Genomic DNA, 15,424 nt, shown 5'->3' with positions numbered 1-15,424 from the left:
CTTTTTATTTTATAGTTCGAACTGAATTCCGTTGTTTTGTTCTTCTTTAACTTGCCCCTGACTTTCTGTGTCAGAGATAAAGCCCGTTAAACATTTTTGTATGATTTGTTCTTTTTCTTTAGACCCATTTTCTAGTAGGCATGCTGTATCCATTTCCAATACGCCACTGGTCATGTTTCTTCCAAGTTCATGCATGATTGAAAATGTCTTGTAGAGAATATCGTTCTCAATTCTCTGCATGAGATCAGATGAGATACCGCCTTTCTGGAACTCTTCCATTAGCCATTCTCCAAAATAGATAGTGGTGCTAAAAGTCCGCATTCTTTGGCGATTTCGCGAGCGCCGTTATACTGAGTTGGCCTTAAAAACATAATTACCCTGCCAGTACTATATGAGCCAACCGTATAGTTGTTCTGACTCAGTATTTCGGCGGCGCGATTACACGCAATTCGATCGTACGCACGCATGTACGCGCCTAGTGGCGTGTGGTGTGTGTCCATTTTATGGCATAGGCCTACCCAAATATTTTCATTAAGTAGGCTCTCTGCTATAGAAGATTCGCTGTAGTTGAATTCAAATCTTTCAACTAGATCTAAAGGCCCAGCAGGGCAAGTGAAACCCTCCTCAATCTTGACAACAGAATATCTTGCCATTTCTAGGATTTCCGGCAGGGTTGCCCAGTGGCGAGGGTGTGATCGTGGGCCAGACACACCAAATGTGGCAAAGGCAGAATAGTCTTTATCTATGCTTTCCACGCTCACCCTAAATACAGCGGCATGATCTTCGTTGATGCGATTTAACGTCTCCAGAATTGCCTTAGTGCCCGGGATTGCATCACCTCTTAGCGTGCCAAATCTTGTTTCTGAATTAGTTTTCTTTATAGCTGTCCATTTCCTGCCAGTAGGATATTTCTGGGAGAGAATGTGACTGGCATATGCAGACCTAGGGAAGTAGAAAGATACGCCTGTTGTGCCTTTAGGTTTGCTTTTTCCTGTCATTCCCTGATTGATCTGAGTCGCTTCTTTGAAGGCTTCTTGCAGCAAGTATGGTTGATCACCCTGAGGGGTTCCACGTGCAAAAGAAGGGGTCAGAACGTCTTGTGTCGCTATAAAATAACGGTAATTGCAGGATGTAATGTCAATACCATACTTTTTCTGACCTAGGTGAGCCATTCTACTGAAGATTCCAGAGAGGATTTCGCAAGCAGCTGGTGAATCCGAGCGGTCAATACCCAGCTCGTCCATCAATTGAGAAATGCTTGTACGAAAGAATTGACCGTCAAAAATATGCTGAGATCCTTGGAAATTGAGGCGACGGTGATCTTGATGCCCCATATTGGTTACCCACAAGACATCAGTAGCAAGTTCGCCATGACCTGAAATGCGCGTGGCTTTAGACCCTTCTACAGAAGTCCACCCATTGGCAGCTATCTGCGGGTCATCAAAAAAACAAACACCAACTTTTCTCAATTTATTTGCCTTATATTAAATCAAACCTAGGCTAGGAGCCTTGTTTTCAGCAATGGAGACCCATTGATTCAGTGGAATCGTTTTAAAAGTCTCTTTTTTCCAATATTGAAAGGCTTGTAGAAAGCCTTCTTTTTCTGGAAGTAGGAATACATTCTTAAATAAGTTCTCACGCCCATTATCATACAGGTCATCGTCATTCAGGAGTGAATTCGCAATCACAGCGGGATCACTAGTCCCAAGATGACGTTTTGCATTTATGTGGGACTTCTCTAGCCTTTTCAGAAGGTTAGATGAGAGTGACACAAGTGAAGGATCGTTTGATTCACTGGCAACCCATAAGATGCGTACAAAGTTATTCAACATTGGCTGGGTTATGTGCACATTAGTCTTAAGATAAATCAGGCGACCTCTGCTTTTAAGGCCCGTTAAGCCAATATGGAAACATGCGTGGCATAACGGGCAAACAGTAATCAGGTTATCTTCGGAATTATTACTGTGGTCATCATCAGCATGATGGACTTCCTGATACTTCAAGGCGCGAAAATCGCAGAAACGACATTTATGGTCATCTCTATCAAGAATAGTAGGGCGAATCGCCTTGAATTCCTTAGTATTCATTTCTAAGGAAGGGTCATCAGACCTAAATTTACCACGCTTAACCGACAGTAATAATTCCATGTTGCAACCTATTAGTAGTAGCCTTTAGCGTGATCATCCATCTTGTCCTTAGTCTTGGTTGGGTCACCAGACACAGAACCACTGATAATTGCAGCCACTACTGGAAGTGCCATCAGAACACCACCGATAACAAGTGCCATCATGCCTTGTTTTGCCAAACCTTGCTGGCCATTACTTTTTTGGTCAGCGTAGATCTGGTAAGCACCAAAACCAACTAAGCACAGACCGCCAAGGAAGAACAGGGCCATAGCAATCTCGCCAATTGCATACACTTCCCTAGTAAAGCCCGCTACCCAACCTGAGATATTGTCAGAACGACCACCTGTACTTTCAGCTGAGGCTAAAACTGGCACTAGCAGGAGAGCGGCACCAATCGTCAAATTATTTAGTTTTTTCATTGCATTACCTATTTTTTTTATTTTAGTTATTACTTTTCATGCCACAGAGTGATTTTAGATTCAGCCTTGCTTTATAGATGCATGCTTCAATCTAAATACACGGTGGCGAATGCCGACAGACAACTTAATAGTAGCCGCCAGAATGATTACCCAACTTCTCTTTAGTTTTACTTGGATCACCAGACACAGAACCACTGATCATTGCAGCCACTACTGGAAGCGCCATTAGGACACCACCGATAACAAGCGCCATCATGCCTTGTTTTGCCAAACCTTGCTGGCCATTACTTTTTTGGTCAGCGTAGATCTGGTAAGCACCAAAACCAACTAAGCACAGACCGCCAAGGAAGAACAGAGCCATAGCGATTTCACCAACTGCATAAAGCTCACCAATAAATCCTGCCTTCCAGCCGGAAATGCTATCAGCAGCCATTACTGAACTGGTAGCCATCATAGCACCTGCGGCAATCACTAAAGATTGTAGCTTTTTCATAAAACACCATTTTTTATTATTGTCTGGAATTATTATATGGCTTTTGAATTGCCTTTTCTACATTTTTTGTGAAGAAAATCACAAAAAAAAGGCCGTAAATACGGCCTTTTGGTATAGCGCTCTATGATTTATTTGGCGCGCTGAATAATGTTATTCCCAACTCGCAGGTCACTATTCACATCAAGCCCTTCAACCGTGCCAAGACCGTCAATTTCTGCACCGAGCTCGACCTTCACAAAGTCACCCGCCGGATTCTTAACGATGAAGTAATTCTCGTTACCGCCATTCAGGGTCCAGCCATCAATTACTTTAACTAACTGGCTGTAGCGCTGCTGAGTGGAACCGACTTTTTCCAATTTAACAGGAGTTGTCGCGCCATGCTGATCACGCACATTTTCCACTTTTGCTTTCATGGGCTTGGATGTACGTTCTTTCTTATACGTCCGTTGCTTAGCCGGGATGCGAGAAGTATCGATATACCACTTAGAGCCTACCAGCACGAGATTGCCTTCATTGTAAACGCCTACAATCTCAGTAGTGCCGCCATGCAATCTCAGTTTTTCCCCAATAAAGAACACATTAACACGGCCTGTTGAGGATTTAACGATAGACATTTCACCGTCAGTGCTTGTTGCAATTACGTTAAAGCCCGGTAGTTGCTTACGACTGCCAAGTAAGTGCTTAAATTCTGACGTTGGTTTAGCCTCAGAAACCTGAGACATATTTGCAACCGTAGGCTTTTCAGCCATCTTTGCCTCTACGCCTGCGATCTTACTTTTCAGGCCATTGATTGCCGCAATAATGGCATTCTTATTGTTGCGCTGACCAGTAATCACACTTTTCTCAACATTGTCGATATCATCTGACAGGTTGGGGATTTCCACTTTAGGCATCTCAATAGAGGAGAGGTCAATCTGCTGCTGATTCTCTTTCATAACTTCAGTTAGAATCTTGCGCAACTCTTCCTTACTAACACCTACTGTTGTATTTAGAACATTCTCTGGTTTGGCGTTGCGAACAGGCCTTAAGTCGGAGTAGGTATCGTCAGTCGTCGAGCCCGCTGCGCCAACAATCTGAACTCCCTCTACAGGGGGTAATGTCTGATCCTGATTGTCCTTATCTGCCACTACAGCAAGGCTAGAAGGTTCAACCACTGCAATAGGCTGAGGCATAGGTGCTTCTGCAATAGGCTGAGATAGAGTAGCGGGTACTGGCTGTGGCATTGATGAAATGGACTGACCTGTAGGCTCAGTTGGGGCCTCAACTACAGGCTCAGAACCGCCTGTGAAGCGTTTCATCATCACGTAGCCACCACCCAAAGCGACTGTGGTAATTACTAAGCCAGCCACACCCATAACTAGCTTGCTTGGACCACCCGATGATGAAGGTCCATCACCCTCATCATATTCATCTTCATCATCTAGATCTTCCTGATCCATCTCTTCTTCATCCAACTCATCTGGATCAGGGATGCTATCTACACCCTGTTCTAGATCTTGATCAAGCTGATCGAGCATATCCAGTTCATCGTTACTCATAAAAACACCTTACTATTAAAAATTGTTATACTTTTTCGGGATACTATCATTTATTTATTATTACATCAATTAATTCTTAGGAATATCAAAGCCTGACATGAACAGAATTCCGATACCTTGTTGTTTGGTTCCACTATCATAAACCTCTACTGTTGGGGGTGTATCAAAACGCTGTTCTAGCTTAGGTGTTAGAACCTTGCCGATACTGCCAATCGCATACAGCATTTGTTCGCTGGCATCAGGAATTCGACCAGTAGTCTCCACAACGCCACCGTCAGTAGTTGACTGACCTGACTCAGCTAGTGCGTCAGCATAACCACCTGCAAAAGAGGCAAGGGCAAGCATGCCGTAGCGCTCAAGCAAGTGCCTATCGACATTGTCAGCTAACAATGTTTTTTTCGTATTCAGGTCTATAGCTACAGCCTCAACACTATATTCTCTTTCATCTAGCGCAAGGGTGGTAAAAGTTAATAGAGCCTTTTCGCCAGACCGTTCAAAAGAGCCTAGCAACTTAGCTCCATCTAAAGGTCCGTTCTGGACAACGGTAGCCCAAATAGGAGATGGTTCATCAGTGTTTACGCCTGTATGTAGGTAGGCGTAATAGTGTTCACCCGCAACAATGCGCTGAGTTGGCCCATTGATACCTGATTCTTCTTGCTGGTAGGAATCCATAGAGTCAGCGTCCATTCCGTAGTCGTTTTGACCCATACCTGCTCCGCCGCCGTTCTGATAGTAAGGGTTATTGGGTCCACCCATTGGCTCACCCAGCATTGGATCACCACCCTCCATTCCAGCTTGTTGCTCCTGAATGTGCCAACTTACTATAGCTTTGGGTGAGGAGAAGTCCTCAGATACAATGCTGTCTGTGATTTTATCCATACTTTCTGTATTGTATGCGGCGCGAGCAAGCTCCTTTTCAAGAAATGCAGCTGCATCAAATGTAGGTTTAGCTGGACCTCTATTAATCTGATGCTGATTAGGATTCTGCGCAACTGCGCGAGGACGATTATTCTCAGCTTCCTTTTTCCGCTCCTCTTCAGCTAGAGACTCGCGGCGACGATCTACCATTTTCCTTAAATGCCCCTTATAGGCAATTGCGGAATCTTCTTCTTCGACCTTCTCGGCTATTGCGTGTTTATTTGCAGCCTGTAAGGCATCAATGTGACTCTTGCCTGAGTCTAGTTTTGATTTTTCTTCAATGGACTGCTCGTGCAGTTTGTCGAATTTATTATTGATGTCACTCTTTTTTTCCTGATTTGCCAATGCTAATGCTTTAGGGTTATCTTTTAATAAAGCATTAACATCATTCTGGACTTGTTTGTCATTCACTGCAGCAACACCCTCAAACTGGCCCTTATTGACGGCTTTATCATTTGGATTGAAGTTTAGCTTAGCCTTGCCAGCAGTTTCTTGAGCAGTGAATTCATTGCCACTGGTTACTGCATTATATACAAGTGTTCCACCTACGCCTGCGATTACTGTAAAGATAATTGCTCCAGTAATACGCTGTGTTCCATTTAGGCCACCGCCTCTATTGAATAATGATTTCTTAGCCATTTTTATTCTCTTTTATTATTTACTGAAATGATCAATCACATTTGGCTGCTTGTGGCTGCGCACTTCTCGCAGAGTTGCATAGACAACATCACCATTTAGGCTAAATGTGAGTTCGGGTGTAGGTGGTACCTTGTAGATGTTTGTTCCTTGGAAGGTCATAACATCAGTACCAAAATAGGGCGACTTTAAGAGGGCCTTACTTCGAATGTATAGGCTGTCACCAATCAGGTAAGCCTCACCCGGTACACCTACAAGCTCAAACTCCTTATCTGCTTGTACATGCCCATTATAAATATCAAGCAGGACTGGATCTTGCTGAATCTGCGGATGTGTAGTGAAAGACATTTGATTGTCAAAATCCATATTTGGCCCAAACTGAGGAATGCGCACGGTTAGTCGGCTATCATATGCATCTGCATCTCCAATCAATTTTACAATTACTGGGTTTGGTACATCTTTCAGCTTAATGATTGCATTACTTTCTGAAAATGGTTTCATAATTTCCAGAATAATAATGTGCTTAGATTCACCAAAGATTGATGATTTGAATGCAGTCTGATCACCTAGGACATCACCTTCTACGGGCCAAGGATTGCCACTTGAGTCGAAAAAGACTATTGAAGATGCCTTGTTGTGAGACACGAGTAGATCAACCGACTCATTTGACTCCACGTCGAAGTCCACAGTACGAATCTGAAGAGTTGCATTCCTTACAGGTGAATTAGTTGCTTGCTGGACGTTCAATTGAAGTTCTCGTAGTTCACGAATCTCTTCAGGAACAACAGGAATAACCTCATGCTTTTGATCCTCAAATGCTTGATGGCGGCTCTGATCAGATAGGATTTCACGAAGATCTTCTAGCTCCTGCTTTTCAAACAGGTAGCGCTTAAGAGCTTCCTTCTTGCGTTCTATAAGCTTTAAGTGATCTTCAGCCACATTGGCCTTAAGGTCATATTTATCTATTGTGACCTCTTGGGTTTTAGGTGATTGGTTTGCCTGATTAAAGCCTGCGGGAACGGAATCTCGTACAACCTCACCCCCGGTAGCTGGTGCATTCCTCTTATTCCCAGATGAGTTTAAGGAAGTAGACTGCACTGTTACTGGCGTGGGATTCTGGTGGCCCGCAACCTGTTCTTGAGAGTAGTAGTCCAATGGTCCAGCAATACATGCGCCTGATGCAACAGCCACTACAGCGGCTACTAAATTGTGTCTAAAAATGGGTTTCATTATTTGGAGTCTCCAGTTGGTCGGCGCATTATGATTTTAGAAATACGAACACCTCGCGGATCTGAAAGTAGGCTTACACGTTCTACTACCATGCTTACGTCCATTCTATTGGAGAAGGCATTTTCGCGTGTTCTAAAAGTAATGTTTACAGGAACCTGAACAATCCACTGATGAGGGCGCGGTCCAGCTCCCGGGATCTGTTTGACCACAATAGGGTTATGCTTAGTATTCAGAGTAACGATTAACTCGTTTCTAATAACACTACTGAAGCTACCTTGTTCTTTAAGGGCTGAAATAAGACTATCTTTACCAGAGCGAGTGAAGTATTTGCTGCCTGACTCAATGATGTGCTTTTCAATATTCATATAGTTGAAATCGAAGGTATCGGTTAGTGCAGTAGTTACCCAATTACTAATTGCGGTCTCTTTTAAATTTGGCTTACTTAATGGAACCAGAGTCATGGGTTCCATATTTTCATACGCAGAAATGTAGACGTTCTGTGTCTTTTTATTTGCGCTATAAAATGAAGTGCCAATCGCAACGGTTGTTAACACCCCCATAACTACAGTCAGGCGCTTAATGGTCTTAAGTCCAGAGTGGAAATAGTCATACTGCATGCCAACGGCATCTACAGGCTGCTTCTTAGCGGGAGTTTTATTTCTATTAGGTGTGGTCTTTCTTTTTGGGTTTTTATTGTTATCAGTCATCTCGTTTTTCCAGTTAATTTACCTTAACTATCTTTGCGGGAACGACAGTGCCCTGTTCAGTTGTTAAATAGACATTGGGCACCACTGATGTCTTAAATGCATAAAAGCAGTTCACCAAGACACACAATGCAATAATCAGTGCCATCACTACATTGATTAGTGAGTAAGCACGCGTAAGCTTTATTAGCCGATCTAGCGGAATAACGCGCGATTGAATCTCACTGTCTGCGTCAGCAACCTTTGCAAATTTAGCAAAGCGCTTCACTGTGCTGTCTATTATCTTATTAATATCTGTCATAATAAATCACCTCGCTGGCGATTCTATCACCAGCCTTCCGGCCTGTCCATCAAACCGCCTGCGACAAAGCCATTATCCACAACAGCCTATAGCAGAAGACCAAAAAGCAGCAACCTTGCGGTGCTGCAAACACGTATAGCTAGCGAATTATTAGTGTTTTGCGGCCATTTGCCATATTTGACTGACAGTCTGCCGTTTTTGGCAGCGCGCATGCCTTTTGCGACATTAGATTTGCCCCTCTTGGCAACACTGTCGCCCTGTATTTTGGCGAACTTTTGCGCACTTTTTATATTTTTTTTCTGCCATCCTTACAGGAAATTATAAATTATTAAGATTATATAAATTATAAATACTATAACATGTATTAATTAACTAAAAAAGGGGTTTTTTAATGCTTTTTATGAAATAGTGCCCTTGTGACGTACCCGAAAAGGCTTGTACATCTGTAGTAACTCAAGACTAGAATCTGTAAATCAACAGCAATTTTCAAATGTGGCTTGCGGGGTATGCGGGAGGAACGCCCTCCGCTTGAAGGGCGAGTGGGGCAGGAATTTAGCTCAGGGCATTCAAGGCAACCAATGCACGATTAAGCACATCCTCCCAAGACTTAACTCCGTCCATTGATACAAGATACTCACCGCGGATCAGTAGCTTTGGAACCCCATTAATGCCTGACTGAGCTGTTAGCTGCTTGGCCTCTTCTACCTGATGTTTAACCTTATCTGAGCTGATAGCTTCACTTAAGACAGTAGGTTCAATCTTCAATTTGGCACTCGCACTATTGATAAATTCATCTTCTGAACTGATTTTGCGCTCTGCCATTTCTGTGAAGATCTTATTGAATGCTGAGTGCTTCAGCATGTTCTTCTGTGATGCCTCAATGAAGCCATAATACCACTTGGCGTGATCAACCCAACGCTTATTAAGCGTTGCATGGATCTTATGAATCTTTAGCTTATTGTCTTTTTGGAACTTGATAACGTGCGGCTCTAAGTCATGACAGTGAGGGCAGCCGATCCAGAAGAATTCTGCAATATCTACATTCTTAAGCGATTCAATGGGATTACTAATTCGCTCCACATTAGGTATGGCCTTCTGCTTACCTTCTAGGTTTCGGTGTTGTTTTGATGAATTTTTCTCTTCCGAATTGCAACCTGCCAATAGGGAGGCAAAAGGGGCTATTGCTGCCCCCAAGAGAAGTGTACGGCGCTTCATGTTATTTCTCCGATATACTGTTTTTAAAAATAGTATAACGGAAATAAATAAGGAATCAACGCCAATTTTTACTACTGCATATCTTGGGAATAATTAGGTTGTTCTCATAATTGAAGGAGATTTGCTCTATAAGCAGTGCGCTTTGAGGTGAGGCTGGACGTCCATGTAAAAAGTTGCCAGCAAGTCCTTTCTGCACTTGCCTCTGAGGTGTATTTTTTGGCTTCTCATAGTTTTCTAAATAGAGAGCCATTATTTCAGACCTTATTGCCTCTATAGTGTCCGCCAAGGTAAATCCATCTGGCGAGTCCACTTCTACCTCTCTGATAATATCGGAAGGGAAGGGGTAGCCAATCTTTAGATTGCAGGAGGTGCACGTTGTTATGATCCTGTCTAAGCCTTCAATCTCAACCTCTTTGAAGTATGGACGACCTTTACTATTGAACATTATAAGGCTGGCTGAATAGTTCTGCTTGGCCTCAACAACTTTTAGAATGGAGTTGCAGATAACGGTTCCGGTTGATACTGATGCTAAGCGCTTTGCGTTAATCAATTCTGTTACCTAAGTGCCGGTTGATGCCTGATCGCAAAAAAACTATAACACCAAGTAGAAATAATGCAACAATGATTATTTCCGTCACACGTGAAAAAAACCGTCACATTAGTTGCAATTTATCTTCAAATGTAGTTGACATACTGTTTTTTTTGATTATAATAAATAGTGAAGATAGAGATTAACCGGAGGATTCCAAAATGTACGCGTTCATCTTCTTAATGGTTTGGATTTTTGTACTACCACAATTTGCAGCTGAATGGTTAAGTAGCGCAGTATTGTTTGTGTATGAACCATTCCGAGATCTGATGGTTTGGGCGATTGGTGAACCAAGCGTTGAAGGTTGGGACTGGAATTACATCTGGCACTCACTACCATGGTATGACTCAGCTGATATCATGAGAGGGTTTGAGTCAGATAGTTTCCTAATGATTCACGTGGTGGTTGGGATCTTCCTTTCAGGAATTGTTGTGAGTCTTGGCTCATCAGCTTCTCACAATGAGTTCTTGGACATTGTCAGAAGATCAAATAGTTAAGACACGCTCTATCTAAATAAAAGGTGCTTCTAAATGAGGTGCCTTTTTTTATGTCTTCGGTTTGCATGGGATGGTGAGGCTAAGGGATAGTTTTAAAAAAAGTATAATGTGGAATATATGGAATGGAAGGGCTAGGCTATAAGGAGAAGCCTAACCCTTTTGGGTGTTAGGCGTGTAAGCGCTCTCTACGTTCTTCAGCGGTTTTGCATTCGATGCACAGGCTGGCTGTTGGTCGAGCTTCCAATCGCTTAAGGCCAATATCAGCACCGCAGTTGTCACAGAAGCCGTACTCATCATCATGGATGCGCTCTAAAGCTGAATCAATCTTACGAATAGCCTGTGCCTCACGCTCACGCGTACGCATCTCTGTGCGAAGCTCTTCAGCCTTTGATGCTTGGTCTACTGGATCAGCCAGATGTTCATTGTTGTCCTGAAGATTTTCAACAGAGGCGCGAGCGCTCTCAATCAGTTCGGATTTCCAATTCAGTAGAATAGTTTTGAAATGGGCAATCTGTTCGTCACTCATATACCCTTCATCAGCTGCAGGTACATAAGGTTCGAACGAGGAAAAATTAGAATTGTTTTTATTAGTCATAGCTCTTCTTCTTTATTGAAATAAAGTAGCCAAGACTGAAATTCACCTAATAGGCAACCCGGTCTCGGCTATCGATCGAGCAATACTACCATACCAATTTACATATTACTATAACGCTAATTAATTGAACCACCAGCAGAGTCTGACCATTCGTTAAGTAACAATATTTGCCTTAAGCTAGGTACGCAATCCTGCGGGCCTTACTGATGTATTCCGCTATAAAGCTGGGCGTTACGTTTGGACTGATTGGAATTTATGCTTTATTGACAACACTAGCTAGCCTGCAATCTCGCGCTAAATAGTTATGTTAATGATGGATCTGGCGCAGGCTGCAGTACCCTTACTTATCCAACCTATAATTAATATTATAATGATAATCTACTAAAAAGCAAGCACAGATTGATGGAATTGTTATATTTGAGACAACCCCACCTTTGAGCAGATAGCTAGCGGTTAACAATCGACAGTTCGTTTAATCTAATATTAAGATTAAGGTGTTCACTCTCAACCCTTGCTTGAACTCGACCATAGGTGATCGCTGGCAGTAAATTTAGCAAGCCTTGGGCTCCAAGCTTAGCAGCAATCCACTCAACAACAGCTGAAACGTCATGCTCATCAACTTGCTCTTGGATGTCTGTGTGGTCAAGATGACTCAGATCATTCAGTTCCAGCAATTCACTAAGGACACTGTCATGATCACCCATCTCTGATTCAAAGATGCTTACCATCTCACGATCTGCGTTATTGAAGCCTATAGCATTACGACTATAGGTATTTACGACTCGGTCGTTGTCACCATCTGTCTCTGTAACGATGATCGTAACCAACTCTGGCTGTGCTGCCACTGATTGCGCTGCGAAATGCTTTACGAAGTCAGCCTTCTCGATACCTACAATTGCAGAAAGAAGATCTACAGGGCTCATGGAGGTGGAACTAAGTATCGCTTTATCTGCGCGCTCCAGCAGGGTAGTTAAGCTATCCTTGATAATTACTGTATCATTGCTCATCTGTGACGCCTCTTACTGACGGAATGCTGCAGCGGAACCAGTTTTGCCACAACCATCGGCGCGACATACCATTTGGGAACCATCATCCCAATCATCACTGTGATCCTGAGCGTCATCAGTATCGGTTTCAATATCACCATCTTCGTTCTGGTATACACGTGCCCACTTATGCACTACCACTTCAAGATGTTCACTGCTGCCACAATCAGGGCATATATACGTAGTATTTGGATTCGTCATTTAACATCCCCTCTCTCAATCTCTATTTATTATTATAATAGAAATAACAAAAAAGTCAAATAGGATATTAAAGTAATTCGCACCGGAACTAGATATTCGCCAACCCGCGTAGCGGCTATACAAAGTCATTGGATTATCTGGCCTATGTAGGCAGGAATGGTTTCCCGTCCACCAGCAATCGCTGCTGCGACTCTATGCCACCCATCCCATATGTAGTACTTCCCGTTAACGTAACTAAGAATGATAGGGTTACGGATAGGATTGCATTTAAGGTCGTGGTAGTAAGCCAGACCTCTAATATCCTGATAATCTTCTATCTCGCGCTCTAGCCAAGCCTCCCACTGCTCTTTGCTATCCATAAGACCTATAAGCTCATCTACTGAGAACTCAGGGTTATGCGTCCACTCAGAGCTTACTGGATCTATAAAGCCTTCATCACCCGGGTATAAGTTATCCCCTATGACCAATAGGGCTTCCTGAGCCATGCTTTCCTGTGTGTGTAGTTGAGTTATAAAGGAAACTCTATTGCTGGCCTAAGACCTTGAAGCTCATTAACTATTGAGTGGCTGGATAGTCTGCACTTCAACTTGAGGCATTTTAGTCGGTGCCTTGTAGAAGTGCTCCATGTGTTCGGTACACATATGCGCGGTGTATGCGCTCTTGCCGTCGCTTGAAAGGGAGGTGTCTAGGTAACCTACCTCCCATTTTGCCTGCTTGTCACAACTCTGACACGCCTCTGACATGGTATTACCTCAAGCAGTGTATGGGCCTGTCTCAGCAGAGATACGGCGTAGAGACTGTGGTACAAGCTCTAACTCAGGAAGGACGGACTCAACCATCTCCACCAGCGCTTCCCCTTTGTAATCAACCATAAGCATATGCAGGTCTTCAGTACACCCATTGTCTGGGGCAAAGTCTGCACCGCTCTCAGGGATGATATAGAGCTGACCTTCCGTATCTACAAACCAAGGGATCTGCATGTACGCTTCATTGAAGACCCACTTCTCAGCTTCATTATCGTAGAAGCCATATGCGTCTGATGTATCTATTGCCATGCTTTGAACCTCACTCAACTCTTATTTAATATTATAATGACAATAATATAAAACGCAAGTAGGCATTTAAGGGTTAATTACTTGGCCCAAGACCTTGAAGATCATACCTACTTCAGTAAGTTATTAGCCTCAAAGCCATAAATTAGCAGTGTGGCTACCTTAGGGTCCATATGAGGGTGCTTCCACTCCTTCTTGCGTGTTTGGTGATAGAGCTTACCATTAAGCATGTGAGCTGCCTCAGTAGGACTGATGTCATCCCCTTGGAACTTGGCACTAATAATCTTGCCGTCATCGTCATGTGTGGTCTCTATGCCACATAGCTTACGGTCATTAATATAAATACGGTGACAAGTAGCACCCCAAGTCCCCTGATTGCCAAGTAAGAGGAGTGTTTTAAGCTGTTCTTCTGTGTACGTGCGTTGCATACCTGCCTCCCTAACTCTGTGACTGGTTGTACTCATCTTCTATACTTTGGGTGGTGAGGCGCACAGCAAGCTCGTGTTCGTCTCCTAGATCGGCATCACAGTTTATTACCTCTGTGCCGTCCTCATGGGTAACAGCCAATAAAAGTGTGTTATCTGACTCAGTAGTAGCGTTTATTACCCACTGCTCAAGGCAGAGGGCTGTAGTGATAGGGTAGTCTCTATCACTTACTGCCTCAGGCTGCGTAGAGATAGTTTGCACCTTAATTGCATATTGGGACTTTTTGTTGGGTGAATCGGCAAGACCTTGAAGCTCACAAGCGCTTCCCTCTTGATGAGTTACAAATAGCTCAAGGTGACTGTCACTATCTACTACAAGGTTTAATACCCACTCGCCAAGGTTTAGATTCTTAATACTATTCACTGTTAGCTAACCTCTCTCATAATTAGCTTTGATGTAGCCTCTATGTGTAATAGAGGCTTATCCAGATCCCTACGTACTACTAGAAGAGTTTCTTCATGTTTCCGTAGACTATGTTGAAAGCGGCTATCTCGTAGCCTAGGTGGTGTAGAACACCGTGTGGATCTTCACAAGGAGACTCGTATGCTTCCTCTATACGGGCCTGAAGGCTCTCTAAGGCCTCTAACAGGTCTTCGGTGCCTGAGTATCGCTTAACGTCTTCTGTCGCTCTCAGGAAGGCACTGTCGTCCTTCAGGTCATAACCGTACTCTGCGTAGTGATCGCTTGGTACGGAAAAGAACTCTTCAAACTGGCTGCGGTCTTTCATTGGATGCCATTCTCTAGAATATCAAACACTTCAATCATGCCGTTGTTTAGCTTATCCACGTCTTCATGACTGTAATTGCTCATATTAAGCTCTGGAGCCTCATATGCTACATCTCTGGCTTTTTGGAGTTGAGCCTTTAGTGTTTCAAGCTCTTGGTCCTGCTCTTCTATGATCGCTTCCAGATCAGAAGGAGACAATCCTGTGAAGTCTCTCATACCCTTACCACCCCTTACTGGCTATTCTCAGCCTTAATGCTTTTGTTGAGTTCACTCAGGTGCTCTAGCGCTGGTACTGCCTTGTGGCTTGCTGAGTGTGCATTGATGAAGTTGGCATTATGCTGGCTGAAGATTTCACAATACACTTCTCCAGTATCGCGGTGTTTAACTATCCAGCTTCCAATCTTAGCCATGCTTTGATTCCTCTCTCAATCCTTATATTTAATTATAATGATAATAACAGAAAGTTCAAGGATAATACGCCTAAAGCCTTTAAATTATAATAGTTTTAAGGTATTCGAAGGTGGTGCCGCAACAGGATTTTTAGTCGACCTTCCCCGCGAAGCGGTATTGAAAAGGGAAGTGACACAAGAGGTATGATCTGCAAGGTCTTAGCGTTATCCCGGACTGCGGGTCCAAGACCTTGAAGATCGAA

The 15,424-nt window shown here is 43.3% G+C and carries 24 protein-coding genes; 1 reads left to right on the top strand and 23 read right to left on the bottom strand.

What is annotated here, in order from left to right; genetic code table 11:
* Nucleotides 1-9 precede the first annotated feature (9 nt).
* From ACMXYT_RS22195 to ACMXYT_RS22140, 12 genes are all read right to left on the bottom strand, one after another.
* Nucleotides 10-279, bottom strand: coding sequence for a hypothetical protein (locus ACMXYT_RS22195; protein WP_415912593.1), 270 nt, complete (start codon nt 277-279; stop codon nt 10-12).
* Entirely contained in the window at nt 279-1,469 is a 1,191-nt protein-coding gene (locus ACMXYT_RS22190; RefSeq protein ID WP_415912592.1) for a hypothetical protein, read from the bottom strand. Before ACMXYT_RS22190 ends, ACMXYT_RS22195 begins: the two co-directional genes overlap by 1 nt.
* Before the next feature lie 15 nt (nt 1,470-1,484).
* Entirely contained in the window at nt 1,485-2,147 is a 663-nt protein-coding gene (icmJ, locus tag ACMXYT_RS22185; RefSeq protein WP_415912591.1) for a type IVB secretion system protein IcmJDotN, read from the bottom strand.
* Between the two features lie 11 nt (nt 2,148-2,158).
* A complete protein-coding gene (locus ACMXYT_RS22180; protein ID WP_415912590.1) occupies nt 2,159-2,545 on the bottom strand; it encodes a hypothetical protein in 387 nt (128 codons plus the stop codon).
* Nucleotides 2,546-2,669: 124 nt separating this feature from the next.
* Nucleotides 2,670-3,038 carry a hypothetical protein gene (locus ACMXYT_RS22175; RefSeq protein WP_415912589.1) on the bottom strand — a complete coding sequence of 123 codons (369 nt, stop codon included), beginning with the start codon at nt 3,036-3,038 and terminating at the stop codon, nt 2,670-2,672.
* A 128-nt stretch (nt 3,039-3,166) separates the two neighbouring features.
* Nucleotides 3,167-4,576 carry a hypothetical protein gene (locus tag ACMXYT_RS22170; protein WP_415912588.1) on the bottom strand — a complete coding sequence of 470 codons (1,410 nt, stop codon included), beginning with the start codon at nt 4,574-4,576 and terminating at the stop codon, nt 3,167-3,169.
* 69 nt (nt 4,577-4,645) lie between these two features.
* A complete protein-coding gene (locus ACMXYT_RS22165; protein ID WP_415912587.1) occupies nt 4,646-6,133 on the bottom strand; it encodes a DotG/IcmE/VirB10 family protein in 1,488 nt (495 codons plus the stop codon).
* 15 nt (nt 6,134-6,148) lie between these two features.
* Nucleotides 6,149-7,360: a DotH/IcmK family type IV secretion protein gene (locus ACMXYT_RS22160; protein ID WP_415912586.1), complete on the bottom strand. Its 1,212-nt coding sequence runs from the start codon at nt 7,358-7,360 to the stop codon at nt 6,149-6,151.
* Nucleotides 7,360-8,067, bottom strand: a complete 708-nt coding sequence (locus tag ACMXYT_RS22155) for a DotI/IcmL family type IV secretion protein (protein WP_415912585.1) — start codon at nt 8,065-8,067, stop codon at nt 7,360-7,362. Before ACMXYT_RS22155 ends, ACMXYT_RS22160 begins: the two co-directional genes overlap by 1 nt.
* A gap of 13 nt (nt 8,068-8,080) precedes the next feature.
* Nucleotides 8,081-8,365 carry a hypothetical protein gene (locus ACMXYT_RS22150; protein WP_415912584.1) on the bottom strand — a complete coding sequence of 95 codons (285 nt, stop codon included), beginning with the start codon at nt 8,363-8,365 and terminating at the stop codon, nt 8,081-8,083.
* A 552-nt stretch (nt 8,366-8,917) separates the two neighbouring features.
* Nucleotides 8,918-9,580 (bottom strand): DsbA family protein, encoded by a 663-nt coding sequence (locus tag ACMXYT_RS22145; RefSeq protein WP_415912583.1) that lies wholly within the window; start codon nt 9,578-9,580, stop codon nt 8,918-8,920.
* A 55-nt stretch (nt 9,581-9,635) separates the two neighbouring features.
* Nucleotides 9,636-10,130 (bottom strand): hypothetical protein, encoded by a 495-nt coding sequence (locus tag ACMXYT_RS22140; RefSeq protein ID WP_415912582.1) that lies wholly within the window; start codon nt 10,128-10,130, stop codon nt 9,636-9,638.
* 200 nt (nt 10,131-10,330) lie between these two features.
* Between ACMXYT_RS22140 and ACMXYT_RS22135 the strand changes: the two genes are divergently transcribed.
* Nucleotides 10,331-10,666 carry a hypothetical protein gene (locus ACMXYT_RS22135; RefSeq protein ID WP_415912581.1) on the top strand — a complete coding sequence of 112 codons (336 nt, stop codon included), beginning with the start codon at nt 10,331-10,333 and terminating at the stop codon, nt 10,664-10,666.
* 166 nt (nt 10,667-10,832) lie between these two features.
* Here the strand turns inward: ACMXYT_RS22135 and dksA are convergent, their stop codons facing one another.
* From dksA to ACMXYT_RS22080, 11 genes are all read right to left on the bottom strand, one after another.
* Nucleotides 10,833-11,261, bottom strand: coding sequence for an RNA polymerase-binding protein DksA (dksA, locus tag ACMXYT_RS22130; RefSeq protein WP_415912580.1), 429 nt, complete (start codon nt 11,259-11,261; stop codon nt 10,833-10,835).
* A gap of 446 nt (nt 11,262-11,707) precedes the next feature.
* Nucleotides 11,708-12,268, bottom strand: coding sequence for a hypothetical protein (locus tag ACMXYT_RS22125; protein WP_415912579.1), 561 nt, complete (start codon nt 12,266-12,268; stop codon nt 11,708-11,710).
* A 12-nt stretch (nt 12,269-12,280) separates the two neighbouring features.
* The gene (locus ACMXYT_RS22120) at nt 12,281-12,508 is read right to left on the bottom strand and encodes a hypothetical protein (protein WP_415912578.1); all 228 of its coding nucleotides are present in this window, start codon (nt 12,506-12,508) and stop codon (nt 12,281-12,283) included.
* A gap of 125 nt (nt 12,509-12,633) precedes the next feature.
* Nucleotides 12,634-12,993: a ParB N-terminal domain-containing protein gene (locus tag ACMXYT_RS22115; RefSeq protein ID WP_415912577.1), complete on the bottom strand. Its 360-nt coding sequence runs from the start codon at nt 12,991-12,993 to the stop codon at nt 12,634-12,636.
* A gap of 66 nt (nt 12,994-13,059) precedes the next feature.
* Entirely contained in the window at nt 13,060-13,251 is a 192-nt protein-coding gene (locus tag ACMXYT_RS22110) for a hypothetical protein (protein ID WP_415912576.1), read from the bottom strand.
* 9 nt (nt 13,252-13,260) lie between these two features.
* On the bottom strand, nt 13,261-13,563 hold the full coding sequence (locus ACMXYT_RS22105) for a hypothetical protein (protein ID WP_415912575.1): 303 nt from the start codon (nt 13,561-13,563) through the stop codon (nt 13,261-13,263).
* Between the two features lie 107 nt (nt 13,564-13,670).
* The gene (locus ACMXYT_RS22100) at nt 13,671-13,988 is read right to left on the bottom strand and encodes a hypothetical protein (RefSeq protein ID WP_415912574.1); all 318 of its coding nucleotides are present in this window, start codon (nt 13,986-13,988) and stop codon (nt 13,671-13,673) included.
* 10 nt (nt 13,989-13,998) lie between these two features.
* Nucleotides 13,999-14,409, bottom strand: a complete 411-nt coding sequence (locus ACMXYT_RS22095; protein WP_415912573.1) for a hypothetical protein — start codon at nt 14,407-14,409, stop codon at nt 13,999-14,001.
* Between the two features lie 79 nt (nt 14,410-14,488).
* The gene (locus ACMXYT_RS22090; RefSeq protein WP_415912572.1) at nt 14,489-14,773 is read right to left on the bottom strand and encodes a hypothetical protein; all 285 of its coding nucleotides are present in this window, start codon (nt 14,771-14,773) and stop codon (nt 14,489-14,491) included.
* The gene (locus ACMXYT_RS22085) at nt 14,770-14,988 is read right to left on the bottom strand and encodes a hypothetical protein (protein ID WP_415912571.1); all 219 of its coding nucleotides are present in this window, start codon (nt 14,986-14,988) and stop codon (nt 14,770-14,772) included. The genes ACMXYT_RS22090 and ACMXYT_RS22085 overlap by 4 nt, the downstream gene beginning before the upstream one ends.
* Nucleotides 14,989-15,002: 14 nt before the next feature.
* Nucleotides 15,003-15,182, bottom strand: a complete 180-nt coding sequence (locus ACMXYT_RS22080) for a hypothetical protein (protein ID WP_415912570.1) — start codon at nt 15,180-15,182, stop codon at nt 15,003-15,005.
* Between the last annotated feature and the right edge of the window lie 242 nt (nt 15,183-15,424).

This window comes from Neptuniibacter sp. QD37_11, from assembly GCF_047778105.1.
Lineage (GTDB): Bacteria > Pseudomonadota > Gammaproteobacteria > Pseudomonadales > Balneatricaceae > Neptuniibacter.
This window is presented reverse-complemented; position numbering and strand designations above follow the sequence as displayed.

Excerpts from the sequence above, each read along its gene's own strand:
- ACMXYT_RS22195 (WP_415912593.1), bottom strand. The coding sequence starts at position 279 with ATGGAAGAGTTCCAGAAAGGCGGTATCTCATCTGATCTCATGCAGAGA.
- ACMXYT_RS22115 (WP_415912577.1), bottom strand. The coding sequence starts at position 12,993 with ATGGCTCAGGAAGCCCTATTGGTCATAGGGGATAACTTATACCCGGGT.
- ACMXYT_RS22100 (WP_415912574.1), bottom strand. The coding sequence starts at position 13,988 with ATGCAACGCACGTACACAGAAGAACAGCTTAAAACACTCCTCTTACTT.
- ACMXYT_RS22150 (WP_415912584.1), bottom strand. The coding sequence starts at position 8,365 with ATGACAGATATTAATAAGATAATAGACAGCACAGTGAAGCGCTTTGCT.
- ACMXYT_RS22085 (WP_415912571.1), bottom strand. The coding sequence starts at position 14,988 with ATGAGAGACTTCACAGGATTGTCTCCTTCTGATCTGGAAGCGATCATA.
- ACMXYT_RS22120 (WP_415912578.1), bottom strand. The coding sequence starts at position 12,508 with ATGACGAATCCAAATACTACGTATATATGCCCTGATTGTGGCAGCAGT.
- ACMXYT_RS22080 (WP_415912570.1), bottom strand. The coding sequence starts at position 15,182 with ATGGCTAAGATTGGAAGCTGGATAGTTAAACACCGCGATACTGGAGAA.
- ACMXYT_RS22145 (WP_415912583.1), bottom strand. The coding sequence starts at position 9,580 with ATGAAGCGCCGTACACTTCTCTTGGGGGCAGCAATAGCCCCTTTTGCC.
- ACMXYT_RS22105 (WP_415912575.1), bottom strand. The coding sequence starts at position 13,563 with ATGGCAATAGATACATCAGACGCATATGGCTTCTACGATAATGAAGCT.
- ACMXYT_RS22155 (WP_415912585.1), bottom strand. The coding sequence starts at position 8,067 with ATGACTGATAACAATAAAAACCCAAAAAGAAAGACCACACCTAATAGA.
- ACMXYT_RS22175 (WP_415912589.1), bottom strand. The coding sequence starts at position 3,038 with ATGAAAAAGCTACAATCTTTAGTGATTGCCGCAGGTGCTATGATGGCT.
- ACMXYT_RS22110 (WP_415912576.1), bottom strand. The coding sequence starts at position 13,251 with ATGTCAGAGGCGTGTCAGAGTTGTGACAAGCAGGCAAAATGGGAGGTA.
- ACMXYT_RS22135 (WP_415912581.1), top strand. The coding sequence starts at position 10,331 with ATGTACGCGTTCATCTTCTTAATGGTTTGGATTTTTGTACTACCACAA.
- dksA (WP_415912580.1), bottom strand. The coding sequence starts at position 11,261 with ATGACTAATAAAAACAATTCTAATTTTTCCTCGTTCGAACCTTATGTA.
- ACMXYT_RS22090 (WP_415912572.1), bottom strand. The coding sequence starts at position 14,773 with ATGAAAGACCGCAGCCAGTTTGAAGAGTTCTTTTCCGTACCAAGCGAT.
- ACMXYT_RS22160 (WP_415912586.1), bottom strand. The coding sequence starts at position 7,360 with ATGAAACCCATTTTTAGACACAATTTAGTAGCCGCTGTAGTGGCTGTT.
- ACMXYT_RS22180 (WP_415912590.1), bottom strand. The coding sequence starts at position 2,545 with ATGAAAAAACTAAATAATTTGACGATTGGTGCCGCTCTCCTGCTAGTG.
- icmJ (WP_415912591.1), bottom strand. The coding sequence starts at position 2,147 with ATGGAATTATTACTGTCGGTTAAGCGTGGTAAATTTAGGTCTGATGAC.
- ACMXYT_RS22170 (WP_415912588.1), bottom strand. The coding sequence starts at position 4,576 with ATGAGTAACGATGAACTGGATATGCTCGATCAGCTTGATCAAGATCTA.
- ACMXYT_RS22125 (WP_415912579.1), bottom strand. The coding sequence starts at position 12,268 with ATGAGCAATGATACAGTAATTATCAAGGATAGCTTAACTACCCTGCTG.
- ACMXYT_RS22165 (WP_415912587.1), bottom strand. The coding sequence starts at position 6,133 with ATGGCTAAGAAATCATTATTCAATAGAGGCGGTGGCCTAAATGGAACA.